Genomic DNA, 13,330 nt, shown 5'->3' on the forward strand with positions numbered 1-13,330 from the left:
CACCCCCACCTCCCACCAATACACCACCACCGGCAACTACCACTACACCCTCACCACCCACTACCGCGGAGAATACTCCATCAACGGAGGCCCCTGGCGCGTCATCGACGGAACCGTCAGCCGCACCAGCGACCCCCAACTCATCCGCGTCTGGCGCACCGAAGTCAGACTGGTCGATGGCACCTGCGCCCAAGAACCCACCGCCTGGGGCTGCCCCGACTCCACCGCCACACCCACACCCACCTGGTAAAAACCACAACACCCGGGGGGTCTAGCGGAGCCCCGGCAGAGCCCGTCAGCCCAGAGGTTCCAACGCCAGAGCCCCCTATGGCTTGTGGCGGTTGCGCAATGATGCCTGGCTCACCGGTGCCGGGTATAACATGCCCAAAGCGGGTTTCCCACTCCTAAATCTGGAGAGCTCCACGAAGCCGTGCCTAGCATAGAGCGCCGCTGAACGGTGGGTAGAGGCCTCCAGGTAGGCAGGAGTCTCCCCCAGGCGCTCACAGCGGAAGTCTAATAGGCGCGCTCCCACCCCTCTACCCCGAGAGTTCTCGCTCACTCCGATGACATAGAGGTACCAGTGCTCGAATCGGGGGCGGGAGGCCAGCAGGCGTAGCTCAGTAAAGACAGCACGGGGCAGGGCGGCCCCCAGAGTGCGGTAATAGGAAGGTAGCTTCTTGAGGTCAGCCAGCAGTCTCCCCTTCTGTGCTTCGGGTGAGAGCCACAGGGCGGCGCCCAGTATTGTGCCGTCACTAGTAGCTGCAACGTCGATAGTGCCCTGAGGGGCGTAGAGAGTGCGTAGCTGGAACTCAAAGAGACCACGCACGGTCTCTGTGCGCCCGCTTCCGCCCACAGCCATGCTCATGACTGGGTCGCGCTCGAATGCCTTAGTCAGAGTATCAATTACGCCTGAGTAGTCACCCTCGGTTGCTTCACGCACGATAAAGTCATCGGCTACGGTTTGCTCGGGCATGCGGGGCCTCTCCTTTGGAGTGCTGTATTGGTCCAAGCTTACCTGGTGCAAAAAACCCGCCCCGTGCCGTCCTAGTGAACTGCTCCCCGTGGGTTGGCTGAGTCTTTGAGAGCCAACATATAGGGGGCAGTCCTTTGTTGAGGACGGCGCGGGGCGGGTTGGGGCGTTAGCGCAGCTTAGACGGTTGCCGTCTTGGCCGTGACGGAGACCAGCTGGTCGCTGCCTGCTGCCACAGTGCTACCGGTTGCAACAGCCAGAGCTGCCGCCTCTACGGTCTTCTTGGCATTGGTGATGACCAGCGGGGTGGTCAGCGGGTAGCCAGCGGCCTTGATAGCAGCCATGTCGAACTCGACGAGCACATCGCCGCGCTTAACCTCGGCACCCTTTTCGACCTTGGGGGTAAAGTGCTTGCCGTCCAGCTCAACCGTATCGAAACCAATGTGCATGAGTACTTCTACCCCCTTGTCGGTGCGCATGCCGATGGCGTGGCCGGTGGGGAAGGCTACGGTGATTTTACCGTCGGCGGGGGCATAGAGCTTGCCTTCGGTAGGTTCTACGGCGGCCCCAGGGCCGAGTGCGCCGGAGGCGAAGGTGGGGTCTGAGACTGCGGCTAGCTCAAGGGCGGTTCCGTTCAGGTGGGCGGCAAGCTCGTAGCCTTCGGTTCCAGCCGCGGCCGGTGCGGATGCCGCTGCGCCACCGGGAGCAGCAGAGGATGCGGGGGTAGCGGTCTTATCGGCAATTGCTTCAACTTCTTCTTCAGCGACCTGGCCAGCGAAGACCTTCTTACCGTAGAGGAAGGAGGCGGCGGTGGAAAGGATTGCTGAGGTGAGAGCAGCGATGATGAACCCGGTCCAGCCCATGCCCAGCTGGTTGTCGATTGAGGGAATACCCAGGAAGCCTGCTGCGCCCAGACCCGACGCCTTGACACCGAAAAGAGCGATCATGGCTGATGCGATAGCCGAGGCACCCATTGCGATGTAGAAGGGCCAGCGCAGGCGCAGGTTAACACCGAAAATGGCAGGCTCAGTAATGCCGAGGAAGGCTGAGGGAGCGGTTGCGCCCGCCAGACCCTTCATCTTCTTATCCTTGGTGGTCAGGTAGACGCCAAGGGCGGCACCACCCTGGGCGATGTTCGCCATCGATGCGGTAGCGAAGATGAAGGAGCCACCGGCTGCGATGAGCTGAAGTTCGATAGGCGGGAAGGACTGGTGTAGACCGGTAATAACGATTGGCGAGTAGACCAGGCCGAAGAGGAAACCACCCACAGGGCCGGCAGTGTCGTACACCCAGTTGATACCTTCACCGAGCAGGGTACCCAGCTTGAACATGGGCGGGCCAACCAGCATGAAGGTGGCAAAGCCGGTGATCAAGAGGGTAAGGGTGGGGGTGAACATGAAGTCGATGACACCCTTGAGAATCTTGTGGAAGAACTTCTCAATGTTGGCCAGGATGAAGGAGACCAGGATGACGGGAAGGACGGTACCCTGGTAGCCAGCCTGCTGCACCTGGATGCCGAAGACGTCCCAGTAGGTCATGGTGCCGTCTTCGAGGGCGGCCGCTACGTTGTAGCCGTTGACCAGTGAGGGGAAAACCATGGCAGCGCCCATGGTCATACCCAGGTAGGGGTTACCGCCGAAGACCTTGGTGGCGGTAAAGCCTACAAGGACGGGCAGGAAGGCGAAGGCCGCTGCTGAGAGTAGATTAACGATGCCCGCGAACCCCTCCCAGGCAGGGTAAAGCTCAATCAGGGACTTATCGGGGTCGAAAATGCCGGTTGCTGTGAATACGTTGTTAAGCGCCATGAGCAAACCGGAGCCAACCAGCACAGGAATAATCGGCAGGAATATCTCTGATACAACCTTGATAAAGCGGGTAAAGAGGTTGCCTTGATCCGCTGCTACGTTCTTGAGCTCATCTTTGGAGACCTGCTTCATGCCGGAGGCGGCCATGTGCTTGTAGACCTCGTCAACGTCACCGGGGCCCACAATAATCTGGAACTGGCCAGAGTTGTTGAACGTACCTTTCAGATCCTCGTCGTCGTCGAGGGCGGTCTGGTTGATGAGGTTCATGTCTTTGAGCACCAGTCGCAGGCGGGTGGCGCAGTGTGCGCCTGCCGCGATGTTGTCCACGCCGCCTACTGCGGTGAGAACTCGCTCAGCCACGGATTTGTGATCCATGTCTTCTCCTTGTGTGTAGGCCAGGTGCTCCCCTTGCGAGGGCTCACAATCGTGGTTCGGCTCCCGGCGCGAGTGTGAATGCTGTTCCGAAAAACAAACATGCCAATCGTTTGACATACTAGCACTAAAACCGCCCTTGCAATACTGTTTCTCACAAGTCTGGAAAACTTGCCACAACCCCACATTTACAGGGCTATAAGCCACATCAAGCCCACCTGAAACCACGCAAACAAGGCACAAAACCACACAACTATACGGGTGCCCCACCGGGGTACTGCAAACCATCACAATAGACAGGTGCCCACCCCGTCCGGGGTGGGCACCTGTCACGTGAAGCGTCTACGCCTTATCCCTTACGCACAGCAGTGATAAAGTCACCGCCTGCAGATACCTCGGCTCCCACATGAGCAACCTGTACATCAGCCACAGAGCTCTTAGCGTTGGTAACAACCAGCGGAGTAGTAACGGGGTAACCAGCCGCCTTGACCTCTTCAAGATCAAACTCAACCAGTACCTGCCCACGGGTCACCTGATCCCCCTTATTGACCTTAGGTGAGAAGAACTTGCCGTCAAGCTCAACGGTATCGAAGCCTACGTGAATCAAAATTTCAAGGCCGTCGCTAGTGCGAATACCGAAAGCGTGACCGGTTGGGAAAGCTACGGTAATCTCCCCGTCTGCGGGGGCCACGACGACGCCAGCACCCGGCTCGATTGCCGCCCCAGGGCCAAGAGCTCCAGAAGCGAACATCTGATCGCTCACGCCATCCAGAGCCACCACCGTGCCGTCCATATGTGCGGTCAGCGCTGAGCTACCTGCTGCAGCTGGGGACGCCTGTGGTGTGCCCGGTGCCGCCTGCTCATCGCTGCCACCGAAAAGTTTCTTAAAGAATCCTGCCATGTTGTATCGCCTCACTGTGCTTGAGTAGTGATATGCCGCTCATCCCGCGGCGTTCAACCCAGCCTACCACCGGGCGGCCCTGTGATGCAGGTTGCAGGTGCCTAGATGAGGTGCCGGGTCACGGCAAAAATTTCGCCACTCTACCGGGCGGTCATGCAGCTTCTTCAGATAGGCGCGCTAACCGCAGAGCAACTTCAGCACCCTCGGGGGCAAGGATGCGCACCGTTCTAGCCTTAGATCCGTTGAGGAAGGTTCGGGAAGAGAAGACCTCTGCACCGCCGTCCACAAAGAACTCGGTACCAGCGCCATCGATAAACAGCTCAAAACTGTGCTCACTGGCGGGGCTCAAAGCCCGGGTACGCACGTCCCCTCCTATGTGATAGCGGGTGCCAGAGCGATCCAGACCGGCGGAGTCTTTACTCAGGGTGAGGGTTACAGCTGCACCCAGCTCGTCCTCAATCACCAGGTGCACGGGGCCGGCCGTCACATCTGCGGCGCCCGCAACACGGAAGACGCGGGCACCGCTGAGCTCGGTAATCACGCCATCCGCATCTACGGGAGAGGCCTGCCGCAAGGGGAGTACCTCGTCTAACTGGGCCACAGGATTCTGGTGAACCTTGCCATTGCGCACAGCCAGGGCTCGGGGGTAGGTCATCTGATGAACCCAGTGATTGGCCCAGCTTGGCAGGTCGTCCTCGTCCGCGTTACCAAACCAGCCAAGCATGATATGTTCGCCCGCCTCGGTGAGCCTGTTAGCGAAGACCTGAGGGGCATAAAACTCGGTGCCAGCATCAAGCTCGGTGAAGGGGGTCATCACGCTCAGGTGCAGGCCATCCAAGGTGCCCACCACGTAACCGGTCTGGAAGATGTTGTTGTATTTCTCCCCCTCAGGCTCCATCCCCTGGGGGCTGAAGATAAGCACAGCAACCTCCTGCCCGGTGACCTCGTCGGTCTGGAAAATCAGGTTGGGGCACTCATACATGTAGCCCAGGTCGATCAAGGCCGGGTCGCTGAAGGTCATCTCACCCGCAAAACTCCAGGTGCGGCGGTCGGCGGAAGTATAGACCACCACTGCCCCAGTCAGATTCTCGCGTTGGGCACCGATGACGGCCCACCACTGACCGTCGCGCTCAAAGACGTGGGGGTCGCGGTAGTGGGCGGTGTAGCCCTCAGCCGGTCCGGTAATCAGCGGGTTATCGGGGTGACGGCGGAAGGAATCTCCGTTGTTGGCGGAGGTAAAGAGCGCTTGATAGGGGGTGCGGTTGCCTTCGCCGTCCTTGACGTTGCCGGTGTAGAAAAATTCTAGGTCACCGTTCGGGGCAACGATACCGGAACCCGAGTAGCAACCGTTTTTGTCGTACCATTTGATAGGTGCGATGGCAGTTTTCTGATCGACCCAGTGCGTCAGGTCAGTGCTGGTCACGTGGCGCCAAAAGACCGCACGGATAGGATGTACCGGTGAGTACTGGTAGAAGGCGTGATAGATGCCGTCCTTGTACACCAGACCGTTTGGATCATTGAGACGGCCGACCCTGGGTGCCAGGTGGAGCGCGGGATAGTCTGGGTCGTGGGCAACGCTGTGAGAGTATTCGTCCACCTTGCGCTGTGCCTCGCGGAGCAGCTCTTCAGCATTGAACTGTGACGTGTAGTCCATGAAAGTAAGTTTCCCCTGCGCCACCGGCGTGGCAAAGTGATGGTTTGAGTCTGTACGCCCAGTCTAGTGCGTCAAACGTTTAGCACACTCCTCTTTGGCCAGCAGAAAACCAAAGAGGTGCCAAGCTCACATGCCTCATCACCCTAAGCTACTCCTAACACCGAGACCCACAGGTTGGTGACCTGACGAGCCGCCGACGCACCATCCGCACCGGTAATCGACACGGCACGCTCCCCCTCCCGCATAAAGACACGCCCGCTCATGGTCACCTTACCCCCGTCAATAAAAATCTCCAGAGACGAGGCGTCAAAGAGCAGGTCAAAACTCCGCTCGGTAGCGGTTTCGGCGAACGTGTGGGTGCGCACGGGGCCCCATATGGTGTATAACGAACCGCTGCGATCAAGCACAGCCTGCTCGGCGCCCAGAGTGAAAGTAACCGCCTGCCCTGCCGCGTCCTGCCAGCTGACGGTGACGGGGCCGCGCGAAACGTCCACGGTGCCAGCCAGACGGTAGACCCGCTGATTGGTCAGGGGCTCAAGGACTCCCCCTTCACCCAGCTCTGCCTCGGCGAGAGGAAGCGCCTCGTTCAATCCCTCAGCGGGAGTCTGCACGAGTAGACCCCGGTTGAGAGTCAGCCAACGCGGCAGATTAAACATGTGCAGCCAGTGGTGATCCCAGGTGGGCATGTCATCCTGGTCTGAGATGCCGAACCAGGCGGTAATCAGAGCGCGGTACCCGTCTGCAGTGCCGTGGAAGACCTGCGGTGCATAAAACTCGAAGCCAGCGTCAAACTCTGTAAAGGGGGTCTCAACCTCAAAGCGTGTGCCCTTCAAGTGCCCCACTACATAGCCGGACTGGTACTTATTGTTGTACTTCTCCCCCACCGGGGCCATGCCCTGAGGGCAGAAGATAAGCACATCCTTAATCTGGCCCGTGGCCCGGTCCTGCAAACTAAAAACCTGGGGGCACTCGAGCATATAGCCGTAGGTGGCAATCGCCGGGTCAGAGAACTCAACCTCGCCCTCATAGTTCCAGGCGCGGCGGTCGCTTGAAGAGTAGAGCACAATCGCCCCGGTCAGATTTTCTCGCTGGGTGCCAATCAGGGCATAGTATTTGCCGTCGCGTTTGTACACCGAAGGGTCACGAAAATGCGGGGTGAAGCCCTCGGGGGTACCCGAAATCAGAGGGTTGCTCTCATAGCGCTCGTAGGTGACAAAGTCACGGGTAGTCACCAGATTCTGGTAGGTTTCACGGCTACCGTCCGGGTTCTTGACGTTACCGGAGTAGAAGAGCTCAACGGTGCCGTCTTCAGCCTCGTAAGCTGACCCTGAATAGGCTCCGTTACGGTCGTACCAGTGGGTGGGAGCGATAGCATTGGGGCCGTCCTCCCAGCGCACCAGGTCTGTGCTTGAAGCGTGGCGCCAGAAGATGTCCCGTGCAGGGTGCGTGGGGGCGTACTGGTAGAAGGCATGGTAAACCCCGTCCTTAAAAATCAGCCCGTTGGGGTCATTGAGGCGGCCCACCGGCGGAGCCAGGTGGAGCACCGGGTAGTTGGGGTCAGTCTTGGAGACCGGAGTGAATGTTTCTTCAGCTTCCTGGGCAGCTTTGAGCACAATATCCGCGTCAGGACGCATCTGAGGCTGGGGCACGCTGAGCTCCTTAGGTAGGCGCGAGGGCGGTTCTAGTAATCGTTTGTCACACCCAGCTTACCCCGGGGTATCTCCGCTTGAGAGACAATAACCAGCACCGAGCAGAGCGGCAAATATGCCAGTTTGTAATAAGGGCTAGCCCACGTGCCTACCTGTAGAGGTCCACGACCGCGCTAACTGCCAGGTGGTCAGAATCGCCCGTCTGCTGGTAGGTCACACCTTCGCCGCTAGCAGGCGGCCCCTGCATCACCATGACGTGGTCAATGGGCGGCTTCATTCCTAGCACTCCACCTGCCGGCCAGGTGCCCGCAATCTGGTGAGTGGCCCTGGCAGCGTCCGCCCCCAGCTGTGAGCGGGCCCCGCATAGCTGGCTAGGCTGCCGTGCAGCAGGGTGGGGAAGGCGACGGCCTGGGCAATGATGAGTCGGGTGGTCAGCCAGGCTGTGGCCTGGTGGCCCGGCCACAAGAGGATAGCTAGCCAGGTCAGAGCACCTGCCAGCAGCAGACACCAGAGTGTACGCGTCAGAGTCTTACCCATGGCCCCAGCCTAACTATAACCAGCAGGCAGGGGAAAAGATGAGCCACGGCGTCCGTCCTTTGTCGCCCCGGCAAGGCTGGCCGCTGCCTTAGGTGCAAGGCGGTCTTTGTTAAAAGCCGCAGGGGCGGCACCCGTAACGGGTGCCGCCCCTGCGCCAAAGATAAGAAAAGTAAGAAACTTTACTTGAGGGTGACGGTTGCGCCAGCGCCTTCGAGAGCTTCCTTAGCCTTCTCTGCGTCTTCCTTAGAAACACCTTCGAGAACGGGCTTGGGGGCACCGTCAACGAGGTCCTTAGCTTCCTTCAGACCCAGTGAGGTGAGGGCGCGAACTTCCTTAATAACGCCGATCTTCTTGTCGCCAGCAGCTTCGAGGATAACGTCGAATTCGCTCTGCTCTTCAGCAGCACCAGCGGCCTCGCCGCCAGCAGCACCAGCAACAGCAACAGGAGCAGCTGCGGTGACGTCGAATTCTTCTTCAAATGCCTTAACGAATTCGGAAACCTCAACGAGTGACAGTTCCTTGAATGCTTCAATGAGTTCTTCGATTGAAAGCTTAGCCATGAGATTGGCTCCTTCTTTGATTCAGTTGCAAGCCTCAGTATTTCAGCCTGCGAGCTTGAAAATTGTGGGGTGGCCCGGGCAAGTGGGCCGAAGTCTGTGCGGTGGGCAGTTCGAGGCGATTACTCGGCCTCGGGTGCTGCGCCTTCCTGCTCTTCGAGCTTGATACGCAGAGCGTCAACGGTGCGAGCAACCTTTGCGATTGCGCCCTTTGCGCCACCTGCGACCTTTGCAAGAAGTACCTCGCGTGATTCGAGGCTTGCAAACTTGTTAATGCCAGCTTCGTCGAGAGCTTCGCCCTCGAAGTAACCGCTCTTAACGATCAGCTGGGGGTTAGCCTTGGCAAAGTCACGCAGACCCTTCGCAGCATCAATGAAGTCGCCCTTGATGAATGCGATTGCGCTGGGGCCGTGGAGCTGACCATCGAATGCGTCGATGCCAACTTCCTTAGCCGCGATAGCGGTCAGAGTGTTCTTTACCACGGCGTACTCGGTCTCAGCACCCAGTGCACGACGAAGTTCCTTCATCTGTGCAACGGTGAGACCACGGTACTCGGTGAGAATTACGCCGTTTGAGGATTCAAGGAGTTCCTTGATCTCAGAGACGGCAGCAATCTTATCCTGTGTTGCCATGGTGTTCCTTCCAGTTCTTATCCCGCCAGGCCAACAAAAAATGCCCCGACGCGCAGGCATCGAGGCATAATACAAGCCCAGCTAAAACTGGTTTGTATTCTGTTATCGGCACCTACGCAGGTGGGCTGGTTAGCCCTTATCGTACCTGTAAAAGGCACAGACCGGCGGTCTTTGGTTACTTCATCTAACCACGGTTAGCGGGGCCCTGGCAAGTTAAAACCGGGTTTAAGGGTGCTTAATCACTTAAACCGCCGCTTCTATCCACCTTTGTACCGCATACAGACCAGATGAGGCAGGTTTTTTGGTCAGCACGTGGTACAAACTAGCTCTGCCCTGAGAAACAGTGCAGAGCACCTTGTCGGAGTTTCAGGTAGAGCCCCTGTTCTGCGTCTACCGGGGTTTCTGGCAGCACAGCCGTGAGCGGGCTACCGGCGGGAATGGTCACGGCACCGTCTGGGTGCGGAAGCTCTACCGCCCGAGTGGTTTCAAGGCTAAAACGGCTCCCTGCCGTATGGGCGAGCACGCCCAGCACCCGCACCGGTAGGGCCCCCGGGCTACCGGCGTCCGCCCTCTCAAAGCCGTGGACAGAGATACCGGCCGCTACAGACTGCCCCGCAACCTCCACACGCAGCTCGTTGTAGAGCGGGTGCAGCAGGCGGGCAACCTGCGCGGACGCCGGGGCGGCCAGCATCTGCCCCGGGGCGGCAACCTGGGCCAGGCGTCCGCCCTCTAGTACCGCAAGCTGCTGGCCCATGGCCAGGGCTTCGTCGGGGGTGTGGGTGACGTAGATACCCGTAAACCCCAGCTGGCGGTGCAGGGTCAGCAGGTCGGCGCGGATAGCTTCACTCAGGTGCTCATCGACGCTAGAGAGCGGCTCGTCGAAGAGAACCAGGGTGGGTTTACGCACCAGGGCCCGGGCGATACCGGCCCGCTGGGCCTGGCCACCCGATAGTTGCGCCGGCCTCTTACGCAGGTGCTCCCCCAGACCCAGGGTATCGACGAGGGAAAGGTAGTGGTCGCGGTCCAGCTGCTCCTGGGCGCGCAGGCGCTGGGCGAAGAGGATGTTCTCTTCCAGGCTCAGGTGGGGGTAGAGCACGGGCTTTTGAAAAACGAACCCCACCGGCACGGCCCCTGCCTGCCGGGTCTTGGCCTTGCCCTTGATGCGGGTGCCTCCCCCAACACCTACCGGCCGGTGGCCGAACAGCACGCGACCGGCGTCCGCCTGTTCCAGCCCGGCAATAATGCGCAGCAGGGTGGATTTGCCCGACCCCGACTCCCCCACCAGGGAAAGTAGGCTGCCACCGGGCACGGTCAGGTCAATGCCGTCAAGCACGGCGGACGCACCAAACCGCTTGGTCAGGCCGGTGATGGTAAGGTCGGGGCTGGTCATGACCTCTATTATGCCCGACGGTTGCACGGTACGCCCTGACCGCAGCCTTCCCACCACAGTGCAACCCTGATTCGACCGATCGTGCGCCTTATCGCTGAGCGTGCACCTATCTGCGGCACGCTCAGCGATAAGGCGCACGCTCGTTAGGGAAGCAGTTAGCCTCGTGCCTGCTCAATGCGGTCATCGGGGTAGATAATCTCACCCTGCTCTACCAAATCTCGAATTGAACCGGGCAGGTTCTCGCCGCTGAAACCGGGAAGTAGCCCGGCATCAGCTTCTCTGCCCCACACCGTGGGAGTCAGATTGCGACCCCATTTGAGCACATCAGCCCCCGCACCTTTGACCTTCGCGGTATAGCCGATACTAGGGGCAAGCTCCCCCGGGTGGGCTGGCCTGTCGCTTACTGTATCGGGGTGGACGACCTGTACTAGACGGTTAAGGAGTGGCAGGGGCTCCTCGTCATCAGTGTGCTGTGCGAGCTGCTCTGTGTACCAGGTGCAATCTTCGCTGTGCTCTACTGCGAACCAGTGGGGCAGGTGGCGCTCGAAGTTATGTTCGTTGATGGTCAGCTCGTCGCTCAGAAGCTGCGGGAGGTCCCAGGTGATAACCTGCCCTTCTTCGATGGTCTCAGGCGCTTTGGCCGGGGCCTGAGCCAGGTACTCGATCAGGGTTTTCACGTGGGGGTGTAGCCAGTGGCCGGGGTCTTGTTCGTCCCAGCGGATTTCTCCGGTGCGGGTCAGTAGCCCCTGTGAGATAAGCTTTCCAGCGCGGTCTTCGAAACGGGAGTAGGCTTCAAACTGATACATCGGCTCCCCGTCCCCGCGTTCTTCTGCAGGCCCCAGGGCGGAGATATTAATGCGCATTTCGCTCTCAAGGGGTCCACCAGCATAGTTATAGATGGTGTAGTCGGTGGGAAAGTCCCCCTCGTACAGGGTTTCTAGGCGGTAGAGAAAGACGGTTTGACTCACCGGTTCTTGCAGGGCAAGCAGGCCGGGGTAGAGCGACTTTTCATCGCGATAGGCGGGCAGGTCGGACGGACGCGGGTAGGGGTAGTAGGCGACACGGTACACGGGGCGGGGCCTCCAATCATCTTTGATAGGGGTGTGTTCTTGAACACAAGAATAGCTGGCTGTGCCTGCGAAAGCTAGACCCGGGCATCCGCTCACCCCGCCCTTGCCTCGCCTCCCCGCCACAACAAAAAGCAGGCTCCCCGCAACACATACGGGGAGCCTGCCTAACCGTTAAGGTCTAAGAAACTTAGGCTACGGTGGTGGGACCTATCAGGGAGGAGTGCTCTACACGCTAAATCAGGCGTTCAATGCTTATAGAGGATATCCAGCTTTGCCAGCCGCTATCGAAACCACAAATTTTCCTGCACCGTTGGGAGTTTCCCAGGTTCCATCTGTTACATAAATATCTAGAACATCCTCACCCTTATCGCACCTATAGGGAATTTCTACCCTATAGATATTTGAATCATAGTTTACATGAATATGATCTTTTTTATTTTTTAGCAGTCGACACCCCTGTGGGATACCTACAGAATTTCTCAAATCTTCAATAGACTCAGCAGATTCACCTAAGTTTGCATAAGAATCATAATAGGCAGTTGCACCGTCATAGTCCTCTCTATCTAAGTTATAAGCAAAAGCATAAGCCACTTCTTCTGGCTCAGCCTCGAAGGGTGAAACGCTAATCTTTGAATAAAGAGATATTTGGATCATGCCATATATGATAAATATGAGACCACCTAGGCAGAAAGTCACAAGAAGAATCGCATTATTTTTCTTATGAATAGCGACTGCCCCCCGGATTGCACTGATCAACAGGGTTGAGCTGTTGCCACCAAGGCTTATAGGGCAACCAGGATTCCATATTATAATCTTCTCTCTCGAAAAGGTTACCAGCGACATGGCAGAGATACTGTTCTCGGATAGTTGGTGTTATCCGCCCCCGTGCGGTCTTCGAGACAAGTTCATCAACATGTGCCTTATGTGTCGCGACTCCACTAAAAGCCCTGCCCCAACTAGTAGCTACAACATTTACCTTGTAGCCTTCACGATGGTTAGTTACCCAGACGCGGCTAATCAAATCCCGTCCTAGCCAAGGGTCAGCTGTCACAGGATACGCTACGCTCTCCTGCCCCCGATGCTCTACAACCTGAACCAAAGTAGATCCCCGAATCTCATACCGGGTAGGTATATCCACTCCGTTAGCGTCTTTAGCCCAAGGAGCAGCAACACCAGCAAAAAAGTTCCCCTCAGAATCTTCTACAAGAACAAGACCGCCCTCAAGAATCTCCATGCTGGCGCCTTCCGGCAAGTCAAGATTATAAACGTATTCCTCAGGGGCAGAGGAATCAGCAATCGTAGTTACCATCTGCACAGAGCCATCTTCGTGAGGCAGGACAGATGTAGAAGAAGCATTACCATGATCAAAGCTAACCTCCCCAAACTCACCAGGTTCAGCCACAGCCTCTTCTATACTTGCAGGAATCGAAATAGCAAGATTCTCTTCGCTCTCAGAAACTAATACAACTGGATAATCAGCCTCTTTAGGAATTTCAACCGAACTTTCTTCACCAGCTACTACAAATGCAGACGAAGTCTCTTCAAGCTCATCAATTGTAAATGCCTGTTCTGCAAGCACATCTAGCCTATATTCCACAGAGCTCTCTTGGCTCGTCGGAATTGAATTCTGAGCTAAAGCAGGTGCAAGACCTACTCCACCAATCAACACAGCGCCAACCGCATAGATACTAAAAGCAGAACGGGGGGGTAAAAGGGACATCTTTATCTCTTTTCTCTAAGGTACCAGACTCCTTGATGGGGCTGGTTGATAAGTAGCCTACAGCCGGGGTGCA

The 13,330-nt window shown here is 57.9% G+C and carries 13 protein-coding genes and 1 pseudogene; 1 reads left to right on the top strand and 13 read right to left on the bottom strand.

The annotated features are described in order from the left end of the window. Nucleotides 1–250 (top strand): annotated as a pseudogene (locus L6966_RS09125) (hypothetical protein); the annotation flags it as partial. Between the two features lie 75 nt (nucleotides 251–325). On the opposite strand, the gene L6966_RS09130 reads toward L6966_RS09125, so the two are convergent. The 13 genes from L6966_RS09130 to L6966_RS09185 all read right to left on the bottom strand — a co-directional run bounded on the left by L6966_RS09130 (nucleotide 326) and on the right by L6966_RS09185 (nucleotide 13,257). Then, nucleotides 326–973: a GNAT family N-acetyltransferase gene (locus L6966_RS09130; protein WP_237233263.1), complete on the bottom strand. Its 648-nt coding sequence runs from the start codon at nucleotides 971–973 to the stop codon at nucleotides 326–328. Between the two features lie 176 nt (nucleotides 974–1,149). Then, the gene (locus tag L6966_RS09135) at nucleotides 1,150–3,150 is read right to left on the bottom strand and encodes a sucrose-specific PTS transporter subunit IIBC (protein WP_237233264.1); all 2,001 of its coding nucleotides are present in this window, start codon (nucleotides 3,148–3,150) and stop codon (nucleotides 1,150–1,152) included. A gap of 346 nt (nucleotides 3,151–3,496) precedes the next feature. Continuing rightward, entirely contained in the window at nucleotides 3,497–4,048 is a 552-nt protein-coding gene (locus tag L6966_RS09140) for a PTS sugar transporter subunit IIA (protein WP_237224765.1), read from the bottom strand. A gap of 151 nt (nucleotides 4,049–4,199) precedes the next feature. Next, the gene (locus L6966_RS09145; RefSeq protein ID WP_237233265.1) at nucleotides 4,200–5,702 is read right to left on the bottom strand and encodes a glycoside hydrolase family 32 protein; all 1,503 of its coding nucleotides are present in this window, start codon (nucleotides 5,700–5,702) and stop codon (nucleotides 4,200–4,202) included. 143 nt (nucleotides 5,703–5,845) lie between these two features. Then, complete coding sequence (locus L6966_RS09150) at nucleotides 5,846–7,351, bottom strand: glycoside hydrolase family 32 protein (RefSeq protein ID WP_237224763.1); 1,506 nt, start codon at nucleotides 7,349–7,351, stop codon at nucleotides 5,846–5,848. A 148-nt stretch (nucleotides 7,352–7,499) separates the two neighbouring features. Next, a complete protein-coding gene (locus L6966_RS12110; protein WP_272878615.1) occupies nucleotides 7,500–7,628 on the bottom strand; it encodes a hypothetical protein in 129 nt (42 codons plus the stop codon). 2 nt (nucleotides 7,629–7,630) lie between these two features. Beyond that, complete coding sequence (locus L6966_RS09155; protein WP_237224762.1) at nucleotides 7,631–7,888, bottom strand: hypothetical protein; 258 nt, start codon at nucleotides 7,886–7,888, stop codon at nucleotides 7,631–7,633. Between the two features lie 179 nt (nucleotides 7,889–8,067). Beyond that, nucleotides 8,068–8,448: a 50S ribosomal protein L7/L12 gene (gene rplL, locus L6966_RS09160; protein ID WP_237224761.1), complete on the bottom strand. Its 381-nt coding sequence runs from the start codon at nucleotides 8,446–8,448 to the stop codon at nucleotides 8,068–8,070. Between the two features lie 119 nt (nucleotides 8,449–8,567). Then, a complete protein-coding gene (rplJ, locus tag L6966_RS09165; protein ID WP_237185947.1) occupies nucleotides 8,568–9,077 on the bottom strand; it encodes a 50S ribosomal protein L10 in 510 nt (169 codons plus the stop codon). Nucleotides 9,078–9,399: 322 nt separating this feature from the next. Then, nucleotides 9,400–10,467 carry an ABC transporter ATP-binding protein gene (locus tag L6966_RS09170; protein WP_237233266.1) on the bottom strand — a complete coding sequence of 356 codons (1,068 nt, stop codon included), beginning with the start codon at nucleotides 10,465–10,467 and terminating at the stop codon, nucleotides 9,400–9,402. A 155-nt stretch (nucleotides 10,468–10,622) separates the two neighbouring features. Beyond that, nucleotides 10,623–11,537 (bottom strand): hypothetical protein, encoded by a 915-nt coding sequence (locus L6966_RS09175; protein ID WP_237233267.1) that lies wholly within the window; start codon nucleotides 11,535–11,537, stop codon nucleotides 10,623–10,625. A 252-nt stretch (nucleotides 11,538–11,789) separates the two neighbouring features. Then, a complete protein-coding gene (locus L6966_RS09180) occupies nucleotides 11,790–12,191 on the bottom strand; it encodes a hypothetical protein (protein ID WP_237233268.1) in 402 nt (133 codons plus the stop codon). A 64-nt stretch (nucleotides 12,192–12,255) separates the two neighbouring features. After that, the gene (locus tag L6966_RS09185; RefSeq protein ID WP_237187485.1) at nucleotides 12,256–13,257 is read right to left on the bottom strand and encodes a DUF2599 domain-containing protein; all 1,002 of its coding nucleotides are present in this window, start codon (nucleotides 13,255–13,257) and stop codon (nucleotides 12,256–12,258) included. Nucleotides 13,258–13,330 lie beyond the last annotated feature (73 nt).

Origin of the sequence: Rothia nasisuis (genome assembly GCF_928381405.1) — a bacterium.
Lineage (GTDB): Bacteria > Actinomycetota > Actinomycetes > Actinomycetales > Micrococcaceae > Rothia > Rothia nasisuis.

Excerpts from the sequence above, each read along its gene's own strand:
- L6966_RS09145 (WP_237233265.1), bottom strand. The coding sequence starts at position 5,702 with ATGGACTACACGTCACAGTTCAATGCTGAAGAGCTGCTCCGCGAGGCA.
- rplL (WP_237224761.1), bottom strand. The coding sequence starts at position 8,448 with ATGGCTAAGCTTTCAATCGAAGAACTCATTGAAGCATTCAAGGAACTG.
- L6966_RS09135 (WP_237233264.1), bottom strand. The coding sequence starts at position 3,150 with ATGGATCACAAATCCGTGGCTGAGCGAGTTCTCACCGCAGTAGGCGGC.
- L6966_RS09180 (WP_237233268.1), bottom strand. The coding sequence starts at position 12,191 with ATGATCCAAATATCTCTTTATTCAAAGATTAGCGTTTCACCCTTCGAG.
- L6966_RS12110 (WP_272878615.1), bottom strand. The coding sequence starts at position 7,628 with ATGAAGCCGCCCATTGACCACGTCATGGTGATGCAGGGGCCGCCTGCT.
- rplJ (WP_237185947.1), bottom strand. The coding sequence starts at position 9,077 with ATGGCAACACAGGATAAGATTGCTGCCGTCTCTGAGATCAAGGAACTC.
- L6966_RS09170 (WP_237233266.1), bottom strand. The coding sequence starts at position 10,467 with ATGACCAGCCCCGACCTTACCATCACCGGCCTGACCAAGCGGTTTGGT.
- L6966_RS09155 (WP_237224762.1), bottom strand. The coding sequence starts at position 7,888 with ATGGGTAAGACTCTGACGCGTACACTCTGGTGTCTGCTGCTGGCAGGT.
- L6966_RS09130 (WP_237233263.1), bottom strand. The coding sequence starts at position 973 with ATGCCCGAGCAAACCGTAGCCGATGACTTTATCGTGCGTGAAGCAACC.
- L6966_RS09140 (WP_237224765.1), bottom strand. The coding sequence starts at position 4,048 with ATGGCAGGATTCTTTAAGAAACTTTTCGGTGGCAGCGATGAGCAGGCG.
- L6966_RS09185 (WP_237187485.1), bottom strand. The coding sequence starts at position 13,257 with ATGTCCCTTTTACCCCCCCGTTCTGCTTTTAGTATCTATGCGGTTGGC.